This is a genomic window from Cognatishimia coralii (assembly GCF_037478305.1).
Classification (GTDB): domain Bacteria; phylum Pseudomonadota; class Alphaproteobacteria; order Rhodobacterales; family Rhodobacteraceae; genus Cognatishimia; species Cognatishimia coralii.
In genome coordinates this window covers 224,692-245,769 of the sequence record NZ_JBBGAZ010000005.1, presented here as the reverse complement: position 1 = coordinate 245,769, position 21,078 = coordinate 224,692, and the positions used below count along the sequence as shown (strand labels likewise).

19 protein-coding genes are annotated in these 21,078 nt (G+C 49.7%); 12 read left to right on the top strand and 7 right to left on the bottom strand.

What is annotated here, in order from left to right:
• Together nqrF and WG622_RS11465 are read left to right on the top strand one after the other, a co-directional pair.
• Positions 1-1,224 carry an NADH:ubiquinone reductase (Na(+)-transporting) subunit F gene (nqrF, locus tag WG622_RS11470; RefSeq protein ID WP_339403705.1) on the top strand — a complete coding sequence of 408 codons (1,224 nt, stop codon included), beginning with the start codon at positions 1-3 and terminating at the stop codon, positions 1,222-1,224.
• Between the two features lie 382 nt (positions 1,225-1,606).
• Complete coding sequence (locus WG622_RS11465) at positions 1,607-2,821, top strand: tyrosine-type recombinase/integrase (RefSeq protein ID WP_339403704.1); 1,215 nt, start codon at positions 1,607-1,609, stop codon at positions 2,819-2,821.
• Here the strand turns inward: WG622_RS11465 and WG622_RS11460 are convergent.
• The 4 genes from WG622_RS11460 to WG622_RS11445 form a co-directional block, all read right to left on the bottom strand.
• Positions 2,818-2,973 (bottom strand): hypothetical protein, encoded by a 156-nt coding sequence (locus tag WG622_RS11460; protein ID WP_339403703.1) that lies wholly within the window; start codon positions 2,971-2,973, stop codon positions 2,818-2,820. The two genes, WG622_RS11465 and WG622_RS11460, sit on opposite strands and share 4 nt — an antisense overlap.
• Positions 2,974-3,066: 93 nt before the next feature.
• Positions 3,067-4,458, bottom strand: coding sequence for a Fic family protein (locus WG622_RS11455; protein ID WP_339403702.1), 1,392 nt, complete (start codon positions 4,456-4,458; stop codon positions 3,067-3,069).
• Between the two features lie 414 nt (positions 4,459-4,872).
• Positions 4,873-5,487 carry a hypothetical protein gene (locus tag WG622_RS11450; RefSeq protein WP_339403701.1) on the bottom strand — a complete coding sequence of 205 codons (615 nt, stop codon included), beginning with the start codon at positions 5,485-5,487 and terminating at the stop codon, positions 4,873-4,875.
• A 183-nt stretch (positions 5,488-5,670) separates the two neighbouring features.
• The gene (locus WG622_RS11445) at positions 5,671-6,075 is read right to left on the bottom strand and encodes a hypothetical protein (protein ID WP_339403700.1); all 405 of its coding nucleotides are present in this window, start codon (positions 6,073-6,075) and stop codon (positions 5,671-5,673) included.
• 211 nt (positions 6,076-6,286) lie between these two features.
• On the opposite strand from WG622_RS11445, the gene WG622_RS11440 reads away from it, so the two are divergent.
• The 4 genes from WG622_RS11440 to WG622_RS11425 all read left to right on the top strand — a co-directional run bounded on the left by WG622_RS11440 (position 6,287) and on the right by WG622_RS11425 (position 9,804).
• The gene (locus WG622_RS11440) at positions 6,287-6,742 is read left to right on the top strand and encodes a hypothetical protein (RefSeq protein ID WP_339403699.1); all 456 of its coding nucleotides are present in this window, start codon (positions 6,287-6,289) and stop codon (positions 6,740-6,742) included.
• 166 nt (positions 6,743-6,908) lie between these two features.
• Positions 6,909-8,273 (top strand): exonuclease domain-containing protein, encoded by a 1,365-nt coding sequence (locus tag WG622_RS11435; RefSeq protein ID WP_339403698.1) that lies wholly within the window; start codon positions 6,909-6,911, stop codon positions 8,271-8,273.
• Between the two features lie 781 nt (positions 8,274-9,054).
• Complete coding sequence (locus WG622_RS11430) at positions 9,055-9,339, top strand: hypothetical protein (protein WP_339403697.1); 285 nt, start codon at positions 9,055-9,057, stop codon at positions 9,337-9,339.
• Between the two features lie 135 nt (positions 9,340-9,474).
• A complete protein-coding gene (locus tag WG622_RS11425) occupies positions 9,475-9,804 on the top strand; it encodes a hypothetical protein (protein ID WP_339403696.1) in 330 nt (109 codons plus the stop codon).
• A gap of 255 nt (positions 9,805-10,059) precedes the next feature.
• On the opposite strand, the gene WG622_RS11420 is transcribed toward WG622_RS11425, so the two are convergent.
• From WG622_RS11420 to WG622_RS11410, 3 genes are all read right to left on the bottom strand, one after another.
• On the bottom strand, positions 10,060-10,953 hold the full coding sequence (locus WG622_RS11420) for a M15 family metallopeptidase (RefSeq protein WP_339403695.1): 894 nt from the start codon (positions 10,951-10,953) through the stop codon (positions 10,060-10,062).
• Positions 10,931-11,896: a COG3904 family protein gene (locus WG622_RS11415; protein WP_339403694.1), complete on the bottom strand. Its 966-nt coding sequence runs from the start codon at positions 11,894-11,896 to the stop codon at positions 10,931-10,933. The genes WG622_RS11420 and WG622_RS11415 overlap by 23 nt, the downstream gene beginning before the upstream one ends.
• A 130-nt stretch (positions 11,897-12,026) precedes the next feature.
• Positions 12,027-12,332, bottom strand: coding sequence for a hypothetical protein (locus WG622_RS11410; protein WP_339403693.1), 306 nt, complete (start codon positions 12,330-12,332; stop codon positions 12,027-12,029).
• A gap of 499 nt (positions 12,333-12,831) precedes the next feature.
• Here WG622_RS11410 and WG622_RS11405 point away from each other — a divergent pair, with 499 nt between their 5' ends.
• The 6 genes from WG622_RS11405 to WG622_RS11380 all read left to right on the top strand — a co-directional run bounded on the left by WG622_RS11405 (position 12,832) and on the right by WG622_RS11380 (position 21,073).
• Positions 12,832-13,266 carry a hypothetical protein gene (locus WG622_RS11405; RefSeq protein ID WP_339403692.1) on the top strand — a complete coding sequence of 145 codons (435 nt, stop codon included), beginning with the start codon at positions 12,832-12,834 and terminating at the stop codon, positions 13,264-13,266.
• 73 nt (positions 13,267-13,339) lie between these two features.
• On the top strand, positions 13,340-13,672 hold the full coding sequence (locus WG622_RS11400; protein WP_339403691.1) for a helix-turn-helix transcriptional regulator: 333 nt from the start codon (positions 13,340-13,342) through the stop codon (positions 13,670-13,672).
• Complete coding sequence (locus WG622_RS11395) at positions 13,665-14,612, top strand: bifunctional DNA primase/polymerase (RefSeq protein ID WP_339403690.1); 948 nt, start codon at positions 13,665-13,667, stop codon at positions 14,610-14,612. The genes WG622_RS11400 and WG622_RS11395 overlap by 8 nt, the downstream gene beginning before the upstream one ends.
• Positions 14,599-15,990 (top strand): VapE domain-containing protein, encoded by a 1,392-nt coding sequence (locus tag WG622_RS11390; protein ID WP_339403689.1) that lies wholly within the window; start codon positions 14,599-14,601, stop codon positions 15,988-15,990. The genes WG622_RS11395 and WG622_RS11390 overlap by 14 nt, the downstream gene beginning before the upstream one ends.
• 878 nt (positions 15,991-16,868) lie before the next feature.
• On the top strand, positions 16,869-17,327 hold the full coding sequence (gene brxF / locus WG622_RS11385; protein ID WP_339403688.1) for a BREX-3 system P-loop-containing protein BrxF: 459 nt from the start codon (positions 16,869-16,871) through the stop codon (positions 17,325-17,327).
• A gap of 20 nt (positions 17,328-17,347) precedes the next feature.
• The gene (locus WG622_RS11380; protein ID WP_339403687.1) at positions 17,348-21,073 is read left to right on the top strand and encodes a DUF6079 family protein; all 3,726 of its coding nucleotides are present in this window, start codon (positions 17,348-17,350) and stop codon (positions 21,071-21,073) included.
• Positions 21,074-21,078: the final 5 nt, after the last annotated feature.

Here is a 21,078-nt window from a genome sequence, read left to right as displayed (position 1 = left end):
ATGGCAACATTTGGCCTCGGCATTTTTCTCTTTACCCTCATCGTTCTGGCGCTGGTGACGATCATTCTGGCCGCGCGCTCGCGGCTGGTGTCCTCGGGCAACGTCAACATCACCATCAACGGCGAAAAGACCATTTCGGTTCCGGCTGGCGGCAAGCTTTTGCAGACGCTCGCAGAACAGAAACTCTTCGTGCCGTCTGCCTGTGGCGGCGGCGGGACCTGCGCGCAATGTCGTGTGAAAATCCACTCTGGCGGCGGGTCTATTCTGCCGACCGAGGAAGGCCACATCACCAAGCGTGAAGCGGCTTGTGGCGACCGTCTGTCCTGTCAGGTGGCGGTCAAGCAAGACATGGAAGTCGAAGTCCCCGAAGAGGTCTTTGGCGTCAAGAAATGGGAATGCATCGTTAAGTCTAACGACAACGTGGCGACCTTTATTAAGAACCTGGTTCTGGAATTGCCCGAAGGCGAAGACGTGAACTTCCGTGCCGGTGGCTATATTCAGATCGAGGCCCCTGCGCACCAGCTCAAGTACACTGATTTCGACATCGGCGAAGAGTACCGCGAGGACTGGGACAAGTTTAACCTGTGGCAGTATGACTCCACCGTGGCCGAACCGATTGAGCGCGCCTATTCCATGGCGAACTATCCGGACGAAAAAGGCCTAATCATGCTGAACGTGCGTGTGGCCAGCCCACCTCCGGGGTCGACCGGCATTCCTGCGGGTCAAATGTCGTCCTTCATCTTTAACCTCAAGCCTGGTGACAAGGTGACGATCTCTGGTCCGTTCGGTGAATTCTTTGCCCGCGAGACGCAAAAAGAGATGGTGTTTGTCGGGGGTGGTGCCGGTATGGCGCCGATGCGCAGCCACATCTTCGATCAGCTCAAGCGTCTTGAGAACCGCGACCGCAAGATCACCTTCTGGTACGGCGCGCGTTCCAAGAAAGAGATGTTCTTTGTCGAGGACTTCGACCAGCTGGCCGAAGAGTTTGACAACTTTGAATGGCACGTGGCGCTGTCGGATGCTCTGCCAGAGGACGATTGGGGCGGCTTGACCGGATTTATCCACAACGTTCTGCACGACGAATACCTCAAGGACCACCCGAACCCAGAGGACTGCGAATACTATATGTGTGGCCCGCCCATCATGAACCAATCCGTGATCAATATGCTCTTGGAATTGGGTGTGGATCGCGAAGACATCATGCTGGATGACTTCGGCGGTTAAGCCGGATACAGCGACAAAATCACAACCGCGAGGAACGTAAGTTTCTCGCGGTTTTTTTGTTGCCAAATGGCGGGATCAAACAAACAGAGAAAGCGCGCACGCGCCCCCAAGACGGATCAAATCCGCGAACGATTTCGATGTCTTGGGGAGGAAGTGGTGAGCCGTATAGGATTCGAACCTATGACCCACTGATTAAAAGTTAAAGTACTTAGCTTTTCTAGTTTTGGCTCGTGTCGCATATTTTGGCATAAAAATAATAAAAAACAGTGATTTAAGTCACATCTTGCTTTCATGTCTTGCAAAAGGCGTGGCTTCCATGTGGCTTCCAGGCTAAGTTGGTGGCTACTCGGTGGCTTCCAAAAACTAGACGAATTGGCAAAAAATGCAGGCGAAAATCACTAAAACCTTGGTTGACAAAACGGAAGCATCGACACGTGAAGTATGGGTCTGGGACACTGAAATACGAGGGTTTGGATTACGTGTTCGGCCGACTGGACGCAAAAGCTATGTTGTAGAGTATCGCCCAGGCGCGGGTGGTCGAAACGCTCCTAAACGTCGCTATACAATCGGAACACATGGTTCACCTTGGACGCCAACTGCAGCTAGGAAACGAGCGATTGAGGTTCTGGCAGAGGTCGTAAAAGGAAATGATCCAAGTGCAGATCGCCAGTCATCGCGAAATGACGATGCCGAAACGGTTGCACATTTCATAGGTCACTTCATTGAACGCTATGCAAAGCATCACCAAAAGAGTTGGCGAGAGACCGAGCGCACTTTGCAGAAAGATGTAGCCCCACGCATTGGAAAGAAGCGCTTGTTGGATGTCACGAAACGGGATGTAGCTGTTTTAATTGATGCGATGACCGAACGAGCACCCGTGGGAGCGCAGAGAACATTTTCACATACACGGCGTTTTTTTAATTGGTGTGTTGAACAAGGTTTTCTTCAATCGAACCCTTGTGCTGGAATGAAGCCACCTGCGGGTACCAGCGTTCGAGAAAGAGTTCTAAGCGACTCGGAAGTCGCAGCAATTTGGTCGGCAACTGGATCACTACCCCTTCTGTGGGAATGTGCCTTTAGAGTTCTATTGCTGACAGCTCAGCGGAAAAATGAAGTGCTTAGTATGGAGTGGTCAGAGATTGATCGAAACATGCGGCTGTGGAAAATCCCCGGCGAAAAAACCAAAAACGGTAGAGCACATGAAGTACCGCTTTCAGAATTACTATTCGAAGTTTTGGGCAAAATCCCCAGAATAGGGGACTCAAGGTATGTATTTACCACAAACGGGAAAACCCCATTGGCGTCGCAATCGAAAATCAAAAGGCGCTTAGACGCCCTATCGTCGTCCATTCATTCCCAGCACAACGACCACGAAGAAAACAACCAGCCAATTCCGCATTGGACGATTCATGATCTTCGTAGAACGGCTACAACGGGTATGGCGCGATTGGGCATTGCACCTCACGTGGCCGACGCACTGCTGAACCACAAATCGGGCTCACTCAGTGGTGTTGCGGCAGTCTACAACCGATATGGATATCTCGATGAAAGGCGTAGGGCGCTGAAAATGTGGGAAGAACACGTGATTTCACTCTAGCCGTTCGGGCGCACCATCGTGTAGAACACCTTTGCACCTGTGGTCGACACACGCACATGCAGGCCGTTTACTTTCTGGTCGCGCACCTCGTAACGTTTTGTGGTCGCCGGCGTCATCGCATCGAGTGATTTGGTTGTCAGCATCTGTTTCATGCAGACATCGTAAGACACCCAGAATCCGTGTGTCAGGGTGTGGTTTTGAGAAGGTCTGCAACATTTCTGTCGAGGACAAGAAGCTCTGGGATGCTAGAGGCCAAGTTTTTTAACAAATATGTCTTCGAATATGCCTTGTATCAGTTTTGACTTGTCTGCCACTTGGTTGCATTCCCAGATTTCTTCGTCACCGAACCGACCTGCACGCTTCTCCCCCGTCGAAGTGTAGGCGTGCAAAGCATCATCAACAAAGATCATTTCCCTGAACCGGATTTCGTCATCAGAAAAACGATCAAAATCGTATCGCGTTCCGAAATCAGGTTTGCCACCGGTTAGTTGAAGCGAAACCGTGCCATACAGGTCGTCTCTTGAATGCACATCTTCCGGGCGAAAATTGTGACGCCGAAAGAAGAAAATAGTCCTGAAAAAAGCCTCTCCCTCCGAAAACCAAGTTTGCTTAAGGAGCCACGTATTTGACGATTTCCCAGTTTCGCTTATCTCTCTCCATTTCTTAAAATCGACAACCTCAAACTTCTCCGAGCGGATGTGAAGCACATCCGACGAGGAGTTCAGTTCCTCGCTAGTTGCAACGACTTGATCTGCAAAGTTCTGCATCCTTTGCTTCCAAACAATATACTGTTTGTGCAAACCTCCAGTTTTCTTGTCCGTTGCTCGTCTGGCGAGTGAGGAGATGAAATCCCCTCTTGACTGCACTTCGTCCAAAATGGACTTAACTCTAGATAGAATTTTAAGTTCGAATTCGCAGATCATCTGACATAGAGGATTCCAGTCCCCTTCATCTGCTTTCTCCAGCGCATCATAGTAGTCATCCCTACGTGAAGATGGAATTCCAGTTGGGTAAAGCCCATCGGTCAAGAGTGAAAAATCTTGAAGAAGGCGACCGGTACGACCGTTTCCGTCTTCAAACGGGTGTATCCTCGTAAATGTAGCGTGAAGCCATGCCGCGCGGAGCACTGGATAAACAGCCTCTAGCTGGTTGTACGTCGAACACATTTCACCAATGAGTCGAGGAACTTCGTTCGGGGATGGCGGTTGAAATGCTGCGCCCGTGATCTCCACTTCCTTCTCGCGAAACGTACCGGCGGCGTCTAAAATTCCGTTTTGGAGGTATTGGTTGATTTCACGAACGATATTGGCCGTCAGCGGATGCTTGTCTTTCGCTAGATCAAAGACCAGTTCATCTGCCTTGAGCGCATTGAAAATCTCAGCCTCGGCTTTGGAGCTGTTCTCGGTGAGAGTCATTGCATCCATCATCAAGAGGGTTTGCCTCCGAGAAATTGAAATCCCCTCAATGTTTAAGCTCGCCGTAATTCTGTCCGGTAGAAACTCCTTGCCGAGACGAGCATCGACCTCCGCACCGAAGGGTCGGTTCTGATCAAGTTCCTTAACAGTTTGCGCGACTTCTTCAATTAGGTTGAGCGTTTCTGGCGCTAGGTTGGCGGCTCTTGGGTCTAAGATTTCCACGCGTAAATTCCAATTCGATTGAAGTGCTTGGCCGTTTCGTCGGCGACACCTAGCAATGGTTGTTTAAGAGGAAACGTACACCTCTGGGAACTGAAATGACAATGGTTGGCTGGGTGCCCTATGTCATGGTTCGACTTTGTCCGAAGGGGCGTATGTAGTCGAACTGTTCAGCTTTTGCGTTTCGCAATCTTCGCCTTACCCTTGCAATACGTGTAAATCCCCTAAGCTACGGCTAAAACTGCAAGTGCGGTACCTGTAAAGCTCTCAAGCTAACCCAAATGGCTTTCCAGTTCTCTTGCTTCACGGGCTCCCGCTGAGGTTTGAGAATGTGCGTTGGTCACAACTGTCTCCGTTTTTTTAAAGCGTACTCAAAAATCTGAATCTGACCCAAAAGTACGTTAAAAAGACCGACATCTATAGCGTACTGTTTTTAATATGTTTAGCAGATTGATTTTTGTAGATTTCCGCAAGTGCTTCGTTTGGAAGGCACTCCCAAATGTAGGTGGGCATGGTTTCTAAAACCTCTTGATCAGTTTCATTTTCGACGTGAATGTCGTGTGCCTCGTTCAGCGCTTGGTCAAGATGCGCTGTGAGCGCAGCCGCCGCGACTACATATCTGTCATGCGCAATGTCGGCATTTTCGCCAATTGTCATCGCGTCGCTGCGGATACGATTGAGAGTTTCTGGCAAACTCATTTCAACGAAGTCAGAAGTAAAATCCCAAGACTTTTCGAAGCATTTGACCAATGGGAACAGCGAAGGAGGAGTTTTCCAGATTATATGTCGAGATGTGGCGAGTTCTTTCGCGCCAAGATTCTGGATCAGCAAAAGCCGCCAGTGGAAAAGTCTCAAATTTGGATTAAGCGACTTCCAGTTAATATGAGGGTGAGCTTCGGAGAAAACGCCAACGTCAATGTCCTTGGAAATATAGCTGTCAGCCCCTTTGGGAAACATACAGCATTGGAACAATGGAAGTTCCCAATAGATTTCACTAGCTCGCGTTTTCGTTGATTTGGCTTTCGATTCCATTTTCAAAAATTACTTTGCACGAGACCAAGATTCAACGAAACGGCATCTTCGGATCAAGAATTGAACGCAGCCGAAACGCTAAATTTGCGGCTGAAAATAGTTGATCGCGAAACCATGTATCAGTCTAAAGATTTGAAAAAGAAATGAGAATTGTCGCGATAGTTGTTTCTACCGCGTACAAATCTAATTCAAAGCATCGCGCATAATTTTGCGGATCTCATTTTGTTTTATGTCTGAGGCTGTTCGGCCTGTTGGTGCCATCTGCATCTGCTCAGTCCAAGTTATATCACCCATGTGCCTTAGCCACATTATCGAGACATGGCAGCTGTCGAATACTTCGTCTTCCACCAGCTCGTTGAAAATCTCAAAGAAGGTCACTACGCGATCTGGGTCCAACTGGTCCTGATTACCGCAATCGTTTGCGTGACCGGTATTGCTTAACATACAGGTAATTGGATCTACTTTAGAACTATCTAACCAAGACTCGGGATCGATCGCCTCGGCGGGAAACGTGCATTTAGCTCTCGCATTTACGAGCGATGCCAAGGAAATCAAAAAGCACAAAAAGAAGACAAACACTTGAGGCATATTCAGCTCACGTAGGAAATTCGATTAACCCTTGTAACATTGACCTCATCAAACCACGGAAACAAGCCCACTCCTCATTTTGTCGTGTTGAGAAAAAATTCCTTGTGGGGTGCGGAGGGCCTGCAAAAAGCACAAATTCAACGCAGGCACTTAGAAAACCTGAGCGCCGTTTCAGATACTTAGTATCAAAGAAATAATGAGGGAGAACAACATGTTCACCAAAAAGAAAATTCTCGTGGCAGCAACCGCGGCACTCGTTGTAGGCGCAGCAACTGCTGCAACAGCTTTCGGCGTTGACGCATCTTCCGTCGTTGAAATGGGTACCCACGACTTGTCCGGTGCGTTGGCGTTTCAATCGTCAAATGACTTTGGTTCCTCGGTTGGCCTTTCGGTCGTTGATGAAGAAGCCTATCAGGACTACGCTTCGCATGAGTTCATGCGCAAGTACGCCAACTTTTGGGAGCACAATGATTGGCCAGACATTTGCAAGGTTGCAATTTGCATTCCTGACTGGATGGACGGTTATAATGCTGTAACAGATGAGAACGTCTCCGCGCTGCAGAGCGCTGGCAATGTTGGTAAAATCACAGAAGACGGCGACATCAACGATTATCCGCCACATATCCGGCCTTTGATCGAGACGTTGCAATCCTCATTCAGCGGATAATTCGACTAGCAGAAAATAGCTGAATCTGAAGATGCTGCGCATGCCGTTGCGTGCGCAGCATCGAAAATGTTGCCTCAAACCTTAAGACGAGGCTCCCCCTTCATAGTGCCTTGTGGCCTGAATGTGAATTTTGCCTTTGCGCGAATTCCGGTAGTGTCGATGGAAAATGGATTTGCTAAAGATGTTTGTCTTTTACGATTTAGAAACGTCTGGGACGTCTCCTGCCTTTGATCAGCCGCTGCAATTTGCAGGCATTCTGGTTGATGAAAATTTGAAGGAATTGGATCGGGTCGACATTCGATGTCGTCTGTCCGCGCATATTTTACCGGCACCGATGGCGCTTGCAGTTACAGGGGTCGCCCCTGAGGCGCTCAGCGACCCCAAACTTCCAAGCGCATTTGAGTTTTCTCAGGAAATTCAGAGTTTGATTCAACGCTGGGGACCCGCGACGTGGGTCGGCTACAACAGCATAGCTTTTGATGAGCAGATGTTGCGGCAAATGTTCTACCAGAATCTCAGTCCAAACTTGTATCAAACACAGATTAACGGGAACGACCGCTTGGACGTTATGAAGCTGGTTTACGCAACTTGGGTGCTGGCAAATGACGCTCTCAGTTGGCCCATCGATGAAACGCGAAAACCAGTCTTCAAGCTAGATCGGCTAGCGCCAGAAAATGGATACGTGAGCGATAACTTTCATGATGCGCTCGCGGATGTTGAGGCCACAATACATGTCGCCAAACTCATCCGCGATCGCGCGCCGGAAGTCTGGAGGCAATCGCTTGAGAACCGGTCAAAAGTCGACGTGCTACGCAAGTTAAGAACAGGTCGTGCCCTAACCCTAATCGAGAGGTTTGGGGCAGCCCCTCCACGTGCCTACATAGGCGCGTTTGCCGGGCAAAACCCAAAGAATCCAAACTCCGTGGCTTTTTTTGACTTGGCAGTGTCGGATCCAAAAAGCTTGGATCCTAATGATACTGAAGCCATGGCGATGGCCGTCGAAAAGTCTCCAAAGCCCGTCAGAACAATCGCTATAAATAATACGCCAAGCCTGTTTGAGGTTCCCTTAGAGGACGACGAGCTTCTGCAACGCGCAACTCACCTTAAAGCACTTGGTGATCTGCACGACGCTTTAGGCCTGGCGCTTGGTCAACGATTTCAAGATCGCGCCGAGCCTGAACATGTTGAACAACAGATATATTCCTCGTTCTATCAAGCAGAGGACAAGCAGCTTCTTGAGAAGTTTCAGTCGGCTACTTGGACCGAGCGGTTGGAAGTTTCCCAGCTTTTCAATGATCGAAGACTTCGCTGGCTTGCCAGCAGACTGATTTTCTTGAACGAGCCCGATCTGTTAAGCAAAGCTGCACAGGATCATTGGAGGCAAAATATCTCAGATCGATGGCACTCAATGGAAAAGGGAGCGAAGTGGACGACATTTGCGTGCGCTGCCACGCAACTCGCAGATATTGCCGAAAAAGAACTAGTCAGCAAGGAAGAACTAAGCGCTCTGGAGGCATATTATTCAATTTAGCGAGATGGGTGCAGGTGGGGCATTTTCTGTGTACTTAGGTTTGCTTGAGCGGTTTGGTCTTCCAACAAAGGCAGAACATATAATTCTTGCAATTGAAGTTGTGCGGAGCTTGTTTGCGGATCGATCCATGGTAGGGAATTATTTTGAACCGGCAGTCTTATTTGACGGGACCGTGTTTGATAGGAACTCTCCATAACATATCCAGGGAGCCTGGGGTGTAGCCACAGTAAGGGACTTTCTAAATTACTGCTAGAAGGCTAAACGTTTATGGATTTTAATTTGGATGACGGATGAGATCGTTTTTTTCAATCACATTGATATGGCTTGTCTTCGCACAACCATCCGTTGGATCGCCGTCAAACAACGAGCTCATCGAAAAATTGAAACGGGATTTCCAGATACTCAACGAGATATGTCGTGGCGCGTCTGGAAACGAAAACGAAACTTGGATGGCTTGCGGGGCTCGGGATTATTCAGCAAGTTTGTTAAACGAGTTTGACTGGTGTTTTGGAAATAGAGGACAAAATTCTTTTGAAATGGAATGGCACAATTGCGTTGAGAGTTCTTTTAAGAGCAAACGCAGATGGTGACCTCGTTCAGGCCGCGCAGTCTATGTTGATCAAACCATGCTCATAATTGGAAGCAATATTGCATCATTGAATAACGGCTCATTAATCTTAAATGACGCTGGCCGCGAGATGTATCAGAGTTCCATCACTCCACTCAAAGGATCAGATTACTGAAAGGCAAAACTGAGCAATCTGAGTACTTGGTACGGAAAATGGTGCGTGTTTTGCGCACGCAGCGCGCCCTTGCAAAAAAAATGAGCAAAGGTGCGCTTTCGAACGAACAGCAGGATGAACTCAATGAATTATCGTATCAGCTCTCTGAAATAAGGGAACGCCTTGTTGAAATGGGAGCTGACCCCAAAAAATTGTTTGATGAAACTACCATCGACAAGTCGCTCAAACGCTCGAATGGTCGCATGCACATGAGTCTTGGTCAATCAGGTGGCGTTGGCGTTCGCGGCTTGCCCCAAAAGCGGAAGCTTTGGAAAAAAAGATGACGAAAAGCGAAATTTGACGCTACACTCTTGGGAATTCATACAAAAATTAGTTTCCTAGAGTATGTTTGGCCTCTTATGCGTCCCAGGAAGCTGCTTTTTCGCGTTGGACTCGGCCAATGATAAGGAGCTCCGCAAATGCCAAAACCAGCGAATGCAAGGCGGCTTCGAAAATTACTCGTGTCAGATTATCTTTCCAAGCGGGTTCGGCAAAAGGCCTTAAACGAACAGCTATCTCGCGGGGAAATTACTCTCCAAAAGGAGGAAGAACTGGCGGACCTTTATCGACAACTAAATGAACTAAAAGTACAGCTGATAAAGCTGGGGTGCGATCCTAACTCGATTGGAAAGAAGGTAAGAAAGATCGGGTTTAAGGGCCCGACCGTTGCCACAAAACAAAAAGGCAGAAGTGGTAATGGAGGGCCTGGAATGTACTCTCTAGGTCAAACTAGGAAAACATGGAAATGACCAAATTTGCCGACCAATAGAGGGTTTTTGTGCTTTCAAGGTCATTCTCCTAATTAGACATGGTGGTTGAGTGCAAGAACATCTGAATGCAAGTATTGGTGCATTTCTTCGCGCATTAGCAATCCAGTTAGATTAATAGATGAATTTTGAAAATGTCTTTGGACTACTGGCAGTTTGCCCATGCAAATGACGCCCGCCGATTGCTAAGTTGATGTCGATTTATTTGATCGCGCAATCTCAATGGCGTGCGAAGCCCTAATCAGTCATGCGGATTGCATGTACAATCGGACGACGGTCATTCTGAGCCATCAAGCGTGAGTATAGAATTAGCTCAGGTCGATACTCAAAATGCATGCCGTCATAGTGGTACCACTTCCCTCCCCAAATAAAACCGCGACGCTCAAACGCTGAAACAATTTCGAAAGGTATTTCATTGGCAAAAGGGCCGACAGATCCGGGCTTGCCTCCATCCCAGCGCCAGTATTTTCCTAGTTGGGTGTTTAAATCGACGGCTATTCCAAAGCTATGTGTGCTTAAGCGGTTCGTGCCCGCGATGACGCGCCAATTAAAGCTTCCCCCTGACTTCTCGAAATATACGTCCATTGCGGGGCCGTAAGCGGCAATCTCCTCCAACACCGAACGAAGTTGTACGTGGACGCAGTACTTTTTAGTAGCGTTGAAAACGGCTTGGGAGGACGTCCCAGTATAAGTCACTCGAGAAAGTGATCGTCGAGCCTCGTTCCTTGTTTCAAAATACAAGCTCCGAAAGAACTGTTCCCAACGGATACGGCCAGGATCAAAGTATAGCTGTTTGCGCTCGGTGAGTGTGAAGCCTAAGGGATAAGTGTAGTGAAATTGATCGCCCAGGGTGGAATGTTCGAGCCGCTTGTCTGCAGTAACTCTTCGGGCTCCTCTGAAATTCAGTCGCGTTCCATCCGGAAACTCTACAAGTGACCTCGTGGGATCAAGGTTTAAACCTGGGTATGCAATTTCCAACGCGGTCTGCATTGGATCAATGCTTTGAGTTAAAGGTAGCTCGAGAAAGTCACGGACAACGCAGTTTTCAGCAACCACCGACAAAGGAGAACAAATCAGCAGCGCAGTTATTGATAAGAGTGATTTAAGACTACTGGGCAGCTTGATAGACATTAATCGCCTCAGGTATGCCATTTCTGCCAATGATCTGAATTTGCACCAAAACATTGCCTCGTAAGATAAGCCCTTCCAGTCCATTCGAAACAATCCCATTTGACATCAATCGTGGAATTTGACGTCTTGCCTCCAATGTTGAAAAGGTAGTGTCGCTTTGATCGCTCAGATCGGCCTTACCAAAACGGTGATAATTTGCGCGATCTTGTTGAATTATCCCTGCGATCGCAGTTATCGGCGCACCGCTAGAGTTCCTTCTGTCCCGTGAGCTAAGTAGTGTGAAATAGCTTTCAATGACCTGGCTGCCGACAATGCTCGGGGTCGCAATCTTTGGAAGCTTAACAACATCAAAGTCGCTGGATGTTGCTGTTCCAAGAAAGCCAAGCTGGGCTTTTTGCTCCTGGTCGAAGATATACATATCTTCAGGAGGGGTTCTGAGCATGATTGAAAAAACTTCTGGAGGGACATCAAATTTGTTCAACGCGTCGGAAATGTCCGCAAGCGTGACTTGACCTGATTGGAGGTTCCCATTGTTTCCCACCGCGCTGATTTGATGAACGCCAAGATCCCCAATCGCGTTTCGTGTTTTGCCCGCGAAGAAGATTAGTGCACATGCGGAGTAGCATCCGCGTCCTTCAGGAACAAAGGTTGTCAGTCCAAGGGCGTGAACACGGTGGGCTATCGCCAGCGCGCTTGAAACCAGACCGCCTCGACTGTCCAGAATCAACACGGTTGGATTGTCAATTCTAGAAAGCAATCTTTCAAATCCCAAAGGTGTTCGATGATCGATCGAGTCAATTATCGCAACAGCACCTTCTATACCGGGAAACTTAACAACTGGGTAATCTGGATATGACGCGTTCTGAGCTTGAGCTGTTTGTGCGATCGTCCAGCTCAGAACAAATACGAAAAAGTTGCGTAGAATCGATTGAAGAAAACTCATCAAATGCTGCTTCCTATTAGTACGAGACCTGACCTGCAAGAAACGCTAGCAGGGCAGGGAAATGTCAACGTCGAGAAAAACGTTGTTGCTTGTGACAGCTAATGGAAACTGTGGTGAACAACTAGGTTTTCTATTTTTTCTCGATTTGACCGGCCATATTGGCGATCAGCTGTGCCCGATAACCCTGATCTGCCGCGTCTTCCTTCAAGTGGTTGCGGATCCGAAGTAAGTGTTCCGCAAGCTCTAACGCCCTTTCTGGCTCACTTTCGATGGGCTTAGGCTTCGCATAGACATAGGGTAGGACGGCCTTCCATGCATGGATTGCTTGAGCCCGATCCCCTTCGATCTCAGCTTGGTTTGCCAAACGTACCAACGCCTCTGCAGGGCAGTTTCCAGAAGACAGCAGTTTATCTGCCAAAACGTCGTTCCGACGCATCCGCGAACCTCTCGGTCGACCGGCTCCTTCTCGTTTTCCTCCGTGTGTGGTCACGATGCGAACCTCATGAAAAACAATTGTTTTTTAGAGTAATGCCAAATGTAAACTGCATCAAGGATCAAACGATAGTTCCAGAACCGCCACACTTTCTGCCCGCTAAAGTGGGTGTTGTATGGCTATTGGAATCAGATGTTGACGTAAGCTCACAACCTACCGTTCTCGAGCAGAGTTATGCATGACTGTTCGGTTTAGACACTAAGGAGTTCAAGATTGTTTTGATGCTTTTGTTGCCGGTCCAGAGCTTTTTAGCTTCTAGTTTGAATTCGTTGAGCAGAGTCTGTTTTGTCTTTTCGACGGAAAGAGAGTACCTAACCATAAACGATGGCATGAGTCTTGTTTACCGCCAAGTTCAATTGAATCTAGAAAATAGGCACTACTGAATAGGCGGTGTCAGCCACTCATTCGCGACCGAAGTTTTGGCAAGCAGTGAATTCATAAAATGTCAGATAATAATAAGAGCGATGAACAGGAGTACTTGGCTTTCGTGGCTGACCAGCAGATCGATAGATGGACCCAATTCTTACTGGACCTCTCCCCATCGGATCTCGCCGAGTATCTACGGCTTGGAGGCGAAGTCGACCAAGATGTTAGGCGTGCACTGATTGATGTTCTCGAAAAAGCCAAAGGACAAGGGCACCCGGGAGGTAAAAAGCCGTTTCGCGATTATCATGTTTACGTCAGCGTCAATGCTATCATTAGGTCAAGCAAATTGGCATCGAACAATGGCGATGAATCAAAACCGCTTTCCCCAACCGCGGCGAAAAAAGTTTTTGCAGAGAGACACGGCCGGGAGCTGCGCGCCGTCGAACTACAGTATGACCGAGGAAAGCTAGTAAGCGAAGAGTTCCGAATGAGTACGAAACAAAGGGGGTAGAGTATTTCGTAGTTTTTACAATTCCTGGGAGCAATAACGAGATATCTGCAACACTTAGCAAAGGTATCCAGTCATGGGACATGTCGAAACCACCTATCTAAAAACCGCTCAAGCCGCCAGTTTTACGGGGCTTTCGCGTTCCACTCTTGAAAAGATGCGTGTTAATGGCATCGGACCAACCTACTTAAAACTGAGCGCACGTTGCGTGCTTTATTCAATTTCTGATCTAACGAATTGGCTGAACTCACATCGCCAAAATTCGACGTCAGATAATACCTCAGGACGGGTACCTAGCCCAAAAGCTGGAAACTCTCACGAAGAAACAGTGCATGCCCGAAATCAGAGAGTTGCTTCGGCCTCAAACAATGAAATCGAAGCGGACACTCTGGGTGAAGACAATGTCTAAGTCTCTTAATGCCTATGAGCTCGCGTGTAGAATAAACAACAGATTTTCAGTTCCAGTGTTTCCAGTGCGGCTCTTAGGTGGCGCTAACGAATCGATTCAAAAGCAGCCCCTGGTTAAGTGGAGTCTCGTGGACGGTGAACCCCAGAGCGTATCATGGCAGGGCGCGAACGCTGTTGGTGTTCCTATGGGCAAACGATCGGGACTGATTGCAATAGATTTAGATGACTACAAGAGCGACGCTGAAACAGAGAATTGGCTGTTTAGGCATAGCGTTCCGAGAACACGTACGCATAAGACGGCGTCTGGAGGGCGACATTTGATCTTCAAGCAGCCAAACAATGTTGTACTGAGCAATCGAGCGCCAAATTTCCGCGGTTTAGACATTCGCAGTGATGGAGGGTTCATCGTTTGGGCGGATACTGTTGGACTCTATCAGACAATTGATTCATCAAGCCCAGCTGACCTGCCGTTGAGCATTTTACGCGAGCTGAAAGCAATCAATCAAGCTCGAAAGAACGATCGCTTGTGCGATAGTGATTTACCTGTGCTCCAACATGTTTGCCAAACGTCTTTGTGCCTGAAGTTGGAGCATGCCCTAAACAATGTTGCGGACTTAGGACTCAAAAGTCGCTTCGCAGGAAGCACTAACGAATTGACTGATATTTCTCGGAGCGGAATGGATATGTCGATTGCAGGCATGCTCGCTAGACGCGGTTTCACTTTCTCAGAAATCGCGATAACTTTGATGTTTCATTTCAACTTCGGAACGGCGGCGCGCGACGGTGAAACGCCGCGCGTCTGGCGCGGAGCAATGCGATGCGCGGCGCGTGCTACCCGTGAAGTAATGGTACAATCCAATGCCAAGAAAAGAATAATCGAAAAATCTCTTCGCGGCGCAATCGGCCAAAAATTGGGAGGGTTGGACATTGGAATCCAGTAACGGTCTTAAGTCAGGGCAATGGACTTCAGTATTCGGACAGGTGGTACCAGAAGCTGACGTCAGTACTCGACAGCAACTAAAAGGGAACCCGAACAATACGTCGAAACTGATCAACGAATTGTGTGACACACTAATCTGGACAGACGCTAAGAAGCCTCAGATTGTTGCCAACACAGCCAATGCAGCAGCATTTATGCGTTTGCATCCGCAATGGCAGAACGTTCTGGCGTTTGACACTTTCCGCTACACGGGTGTTTTGTCCAAGCCTATTCCTGGAAGCAATTGTGGTGACGCGTTTTGTGCGATGCGTCCCGTCAAAGATACCGACTATGTTGCGGCGCAACAGTGGTTGCAGGCGAATGGGATGCCAAGAATCGCCAAGCAAGCTGTTATTGATGCAATGGATCTGGTGGCAGCGGAAAACCGAGTGGACCCGTTATTCAATGAGGTTGAACGGTGCCAATCAAAGTGGGATGGGGAGCACCGACTGGAGAAGCTTTTCACAGACTATTTTGAGGCAGAAATAAACAATGCTTATACGCGCGAGTTGGGAAAGATCGCGATGATGACGCTTGTACTTCGAGCAATTCATCCAGGTGGATTTCAAAAGATGGTGCCGATTCTGGAAGGTCCGCAAAGCATTGGGAAATCTCGAGGTGTTGCAGCTCTATGCTTTTCATCAGAATGGTTTGGGGACAGCTTACCTCCAATTCACAACAAAGACGTAAGCGGGTACCTTCGTGGTAAATTCATCATAGAGATTGCGGAACTCTCCGCGACCAAGCGTGCGGACATCGACGAGCTAAAAAGTTTCGTGTCTAGGTCTGTTGAAAAATACCGCCCTCCATATGGTCGAAAAGAAGTTGAAGAACCTAGACGTTGCATGTTGTGGGGAACAACAAACCGGGAGGACTATCTGAGAGACGAAACTGGCAACTGTCGGTTTTTCCCAGTTCGCTTAAAATCAGTAAATGTTGAAAGGCTTGAAAGAGATCGCGATCAACTAATCGGAGAAGCCGCCACTTTACTGAAGGAAGCGATGTCGGCTCGAGAAAACTGGTGGCAGTTTAGTAATGAAGCTGAGGAACTCCTTGTTGTTGAACGTGACTCGCGCGGTGAGGATCATCCTTGGACTTCGCAGGTCTTGGCGTTTGTTTCTGAGCTGACGGAGGTGGCGATTCCGAATATTCTGTATTCTGGTGATGAGAAAACCCCAAAGGGGTTGGGGATCCCTAAAGCTTGCGGCTCGAGAAGGGATAGCAATGCAGTTGCTGGCATTCTGAAAGCAAATGGGTGGACCCGTGAAGGTAAATTCACGTCTGGCAAATGGAAGGGCCAAGCGAGGTACCGAATTAAAGAACTTGCGGTCGAAAACTAGTGTTAGCTCAAAGTGTATGGGGAGCCAACTTCGTCAATAGAAAAAGAAGCACTTCGTCGAAATGTGTGCTTCTTTGGAAAGTCATTTTTTGGCTAGAGACATGAAATTTGTCGATTCTTTTTCAAGATTGAACCGACTAGCATAAGCACGATCATGCAAATCAGCACATAGCCGCCCAAACGCTTGATTATTTTGAGTTAAACCATCTGTATTTCCGAAGAACGAATTCTCGCCTCAAGTTGGCGAAGGGCTGCAAACTAAATACCATCTGTTAACTTGCAAGAAGTGAGCACTAAATGACATTCTCACGTAAGTAGGTAGAACTGCTTCTTGGAATGCTCTTCAGAGGCACCGTGTTTTGCGGTTCGCGGGTGCTGATTTTGAATCAAAAATGGAAAGCCTAGGGACAAGGAGATAGAGGTTTCAAACAATTCGACGGTTGTTAAAGCTAGCACTTTTTTCTTTCTTTTTAGTATTCCAATCCACTTGTCCTCCTATTGGCCGAAAATTCTCGCTCGATTGATCAGGTGGGTTACGTGGTCGTACGGCGGCCCGAATTCAGATGCTCGCAGTTGGAAAGTAAAGGTCCTGCCCCGTCTCATAAACTGTGGTGAATTAACTCGTAGGGCTGTATCTTTACCTAACCAACGCATGGTACGCATACATCTCAACGCAAGTGTTCACTTGGAAGAAACAAAATTGAAATACAATTTCGATACATTTAAATCATTGGTAACGCAGTTCAAAAATCCAACCGCCGCTGTTTCCATTTGCACCCATTCGTCGCAAGCAATCTCTTCACCATAGTGGGTTGTGGATGGTGGAAAGGGAAACTTATTGCAGATGGTCGCGGCGTGTTAGAGCGATGGCGTAGGCGAATGATCGAGAAACTTGAACGCGTTGTTGACGAACTTGCCGTGGTGAACAGCAAACTGTTGCTACTGATTGGCTCACCAAATTCCGGGAAAAGCGACTTGCTTCGCCAACTGGCTGGACGTCGACAGCTGCACATCCTCAACATTGGAGCTGCCCTCGGACGAGAACTGCTGACAATCCCGAGCCCCAGGAGACACCTTCAAGCAGCCGACCTTCTGAAAGGGTTGGCGAATGAGTTTTCGCGGGAAGGACTACTCCTCATGGACAATCTCGAACTCCTGTTCGATCAGGAGTTGAAGCTAAGTCCGCTCGATTTGCTCCGGCGGCACTCTCAGGCGCGACGCGTTGTTGCCGCTTGGCCGGGGAAGCTCACAAACAACAGGCTGTCGTTTGCAATGACAGGGCACCCAGAATATCAGAACTACAGCTGTGATGGCGTGGTTCCGTTCAGAGTTAATTGAAAGGAAATATCGAGATGGCAATGCGTTACGGCGATCTCATTCAGTTTGAGCCCATTGAATCGGTTATTCAGCTCCTTGATGCAGATCGTCCTGACGAAGCCAAGAAGCTAGTGTCCACCTATGTCATCTCGGATGACATGGCCGAACGCATCGCCAAGCTCATGATCCCGCAGCTCTCCTTCGATGAGGCGGTGGACCACAAAGGCGTCTTGGTAGTCGGAAACTATGGTACTGGTAAATCGCACTTGATGTCGGTGTTGTCACTCGTCGCTGAGGACGATGCCTATTTGCCGATGATCCAGCACCCCAAAGTGGCTGAGGCTGCAAAGACAATTGCAGGTCGTTTCAAAGTGCATCGGATCGAGATTTCGAGTCAGATGTCATTGCGCGACATCATCACCCAACAGCTTGAAGTCTTCCTGGAAAAGCACGGTGTGAACTACACGTTCCCGCCTGCCGATCAGGTCATCAATAACAAGGCTGCGTTCGAGGAGATGATGTCGGCCTTTGCGGAGGTTCACCCTGATCAAGGTGTTCTCCTCGTCGTCGATGAGTTTCTCGAATACCTGCGATCGCGCAAGGACCACGAACTGGTACTCGACTTGTCCTTCCTCCGCGAGATCGGAGAGGTTACCAAACATCTCCGGTTCCGTTTCGTTGCAGGCGTTCAGGAAGCGATCTTCGATAGCAGCCGCTTCCAACATGTGGCGGATAGCCTACGGAGGGTTAAGGACCGTTTCACTCAGGTTTTGCTGGCAAGACAAGATGTCAGTTTCGTTGTCGCGGAACGCCTCTTGAAGAAGTCCGCGGACCAGCAGGACAAGATCCGCGCCTACCTTGCCCCATTCTCGAAATTCTATGGTTCAATGAATGAGCGGATGGACGAGTATGTGCGTTTGTTCCCAGTACACCCAGACTACATCGGTACGTTTGAGCGCCTCGTGTTCACCGAGAAACGAGGTGCCTTGGTGACCTTGCGTGATCAGATCCAGGCAATCCTCGACGATGAAGTTCCTTCAGATCGGCCTGGTTTAATCGGCTTCGACAAGTTTTGGGACACTGTCGCAACAAACTCCGTTCTGCGCTCAGATCCGAATATCGGGCCAGTTCTCAAAGTTTCAGAAGTGCTTGCGGAGAGGGTCTCCAAGGCATTCACTCGTCCTGCATATAAGCCGATGGCGCTTCGCATCATTGATGGTCTTTCAGTCCATCGTCTGACGACGGGTGGGGACATCTATGTTCCCGTCGGACCGACGGCTGAGGAATTGCGCGACACGCTGTGCCTGTTTCAGCCGGGTATTGAAGACATGGGTGGCGACCCGTCCGACGATCTACTCACAGCAGTCCAGACCACGCTTCGAGAGACCCTCAAGACGGTAAATGGTCAGTTCATCTCCAAAGCGCCAGACACCGAGCAATATTATCTCGACCTGAAGAAAGACGTCGACTACGACGCGCAAATCGAGAAGCGGGCCGAGGCCCTCTCCGAGGATGCGCTCGATCGCGCTTACTACGGCGCCATTCGCCAACTTATGGAGCGCACGGACGAGTCCAGCTACGTGACGGGACACCAGATTTGGCAATACCAGATCGAGTGGCAGGAGCGTCGCGTCGAACGGATTGGCTATCTGTTCTTTGGCGCGCCGAACGACCGGCCGACCGCGCAGCCAGTGCGGGATTTCTATTTGTACTTCATCCAACCCTTTGATCCCCCGCGCTTCCGTGATGAGCAGAAGCCCGACGAGGTCTTCTTCCGTCTGAAAGCACCAGACGAAACCATCAAGCGATTGCTGAGCTTCTACGCCGCCGCCCAGGAACTGGCCTCTACGGCAAGTGGTGGCGCGAAAGGCGTGTATCTCGACCGCGCTCGCGATGCGCTGCGCGAAATGAGCAAATGGCTGCAGGAAAAACAGCTGGAGGCATTCGATGTCACGTTCCAAGGCAAGTCCAAGACACTTCGTGACTGGACCAAAGGCATTTCACTCAGGGACAAAGCGCGCTTGGGGCCGGACGAGCGCATCAACTTCCGCGACGTCGTCAATGTGATCGCGGGGATTGCGCTAAGCAGCCGGTTCGCCGATGTTTCGCCCGAATACCCAACATTCTCGGCGCTCGTGACGGAGTCCAACCGAAAACAGCTCATTGGCAACGCGCTTCGTGCCCTAACTGGCAGCAACCGTACGAAAGACGCTGTGATCGTCCTGGATGGCCTTGAAATGCTCGATGGTGATCGCATCGATCCGGTTCAATCTAGATACGCTCAGGAGGTTCTCGCGCGGCTGAAGGCCAAAGGTCATGGGCAAGTGCTCAATCGCAGTGAGTTGCTCGTTGGAAATGCGGATATCGAATATTTCAGCCCTGACAAATACCGGCTCGAGACTGACCTCTTGGTCACGGTGCTTGGGTCACTGGTCTATTCCGGTGACATTGTCCTCGCGATTACCGGGGACAAAATTGACTCCGGCAAGATCGGGCTTCTCGCGGATCGTCCGCTCGATGAGTTGAAGCAGTTCAAGCATGTTGAAGCGCCGAAGGAGATCAACGTTGCCGTGCTCCGGTCACTCTTCGAGATGCTGGAGCTGCCGCCGGGTCTGGCGCAGCAAGCCACTCAAGGCTCGGACGAGCCAGTCAAGGCGCTTCAGGAGGAAGTCAGCAAGCTCACAAAACGTGTGCTTGCAGCCTCCACCGACATGGCGAACCGGCTGAGCTTCTGGGGTCAGCCTCTCCTGCGCGAGGAAGAAATCCGCGACTGGAGATCGAAGCTCGACGAGCTCAAGGCCTTTTCGGAAAGCCTGTCGCCCTACAACACGGTCGGCAAACTCAAGAACCTGCGCATTGGGTCTGACGACATTGCCGCCCAGAAGAAGAACCTTGAGGTTCTGAACTCCGTCGAGGGGCTCATCAGCCTAATTGGCGAACTAGGGAACACGGCGAGCTACCTTGGTCAGGCCGAGATGGTGCTGCCGTCTGACCACGCTTGGGTGAAGCAGGCTCAGGACACGCGCAAGCAGGTCCTCGATGCATTGTCGACGAGTCGAACTGGGCGGAATGGATCCGAACACCGGCAGACGCTCGCCAAGCTGAAAGAAGACTATGTGACGGCCTATGTCAGTCTGCACAGCAAGGCGCGTCTCGGAGTGTCTGAGGACAAAACGAAGACCGCGCTGCGCAGAGATTCTCGTCTCGTCGCCATGCGGGCTTTGGCGAATATCTCGCTGATGCCGACAAGCCAGCTCACCACCTTCGAGGAGAAGCTCGACAAGTTGAAGAGCTGCGCCTCTCTGATCGACTCCGAACTGGCGGCCAGCCCGGTTTGCCCGCACTGCAACTTCCGTCCGGCGAATGAGCAGGGCGACATGCTGCCCGCGGCCAATGTGCTCAAGCAACTCGATGACGAGCTTGATCAGCTGCTGGATGGATGGGTGCAGACGCTTCTCGACAACCTCGAGGATCCGATCATCCAGTCCAACTTTGAACTGCTGAAGGAAGGGTCGCGCAAGATCGTCACCGGCTTTGTCGACAGCAAGTCATTGCTCGATCCCATCACGCCCGAGTTCATCAGCGCCGTGCAAGAGGCGCTGTCTGGCCTCGACAAGGTCGTCGTCTCGGGCAGCGACATCCGGCAGGCCCTGCTTCAGGGCGGATCGCCCGCGACACCCGAGGATCTGCGCAAGCGGTTCGAGGCATTCCTGACCGACCGCTGCAAGGGCAAGGACACCACCAAGCTGCGCTTCGTGGTCGAGTGAACTCC

Coding starts and splice junctions, on each gene's coding strand:
- WG622_RS11430 (WP_339403697.1), top strand. CDS start 9,055: ATGGTGCGTGTTTTGCGCACGCAGCGCGCCCTTGCAAAAAAAATGAGC.
- WG622_RS11425 (WP_339403696.1), top strand. CDS start 9,475: ATGCCAAAACCAGCGAATGCAAGGCGGCTTCGAAAATTACTCGTGTCA.
- WG622_RS11380 (WP_339403687.1), top strand. CDS start 17,348: ATGCGTTACGGCGATCTCATTCAGTTTGAGCCCATTGAATCGGTTATT.
- WG622_RS11405 (WP_339403692.1), top strand. CDS start 12,832: ATGTCAGATAATAATAAGAGCGATGAACAGGAGTACTTGGCTTTCGTG.
- WG622_RS11465 (WP_339403704.1), top strand. CDS start 1,607: ATGCAGGCGAAAATCACTAAAACCTTGGTTGACAAAACGGAAGCATCG.
- WG622_RS11410 (WP_339403693.1), bottom strand. CDS start 12,332: ATGCGTCGGAACGACGTTTTGGCAGATAAACTGCTGTCTTCTGGAAAC.
- WG622_RS11460 (WP_339403703.1), bottom strand. CDS start 2,973: ATGAAACAGATGCTGACAACCAAATCACTCGATGCGATGACGCCGGCG.
- nqrF (WP_339403705.1), top strand. CDS start 1: ATGGCAACATTTGGCCTCGGCATTTTTCTCTTTACCCTCATCGTTCTG.
- WG622_RS11435 (WP_339403698.1), top strand. CDS start 6,909: ATGGATTTGCTAAAGATGTTTGTCTTTTACGATTTAGAAACGTCTGGG.
- WG622_RS11440 (WP_339403699.1), top strand. CDS start 6,287: ATGTTCACCAAAAAGAAAATTCTCGTGGCAGCAACCGCGGCACTCGTT.
- WG622_RS11415 (WP_339403694.1), bottom strand. CDS start 11,896: ATGAGTTTTCTTCAATCGATTCTACGCAACTTTTTCGTATTTGTTCTG.
- WG622_RS11450 (WP_339403701.1), bottom strand. CDS start 5,487: ATGGAATCGAAAGCCAAATCAACGAAAACGCGAGCTAGTGAAATCTAT.
- WG622_RS11400 (WP_339403691.1), top strand. CDS start 13,340: ATGGGACATGTCGAAACCACCTATCTAAAAACCGCTCAAGCCGCCAGT.
- WG622_RS11420 (WP_339403695.1), bottom strand. CDS start 10,953: ATGTCTATCAAGCTGCCCAGTAGTCTTAAATCACTCTTATCAATAACT.
- WG622_RS11445 (WP_339403700.1), bottom strand. CDS start 6,075: ATGCCTCAAGTGTTTGTCTTCTTTTTGTGCTTTTTGATTTCCTTGGCA.
- brxF (WP_339403688.1), top strand. CDS start 16,869: ATGATCGAGAAACTTGAACGCGTTGTTGACGAACTTGCCGTGGTGAAC.
- WG622_RS11395 (WP_339403690.1), top strand. CDS start 13,665: ATGTCTAAGTCTCTTAATGCCTATGAGCTCGCGTGTAGAATAAACAAC.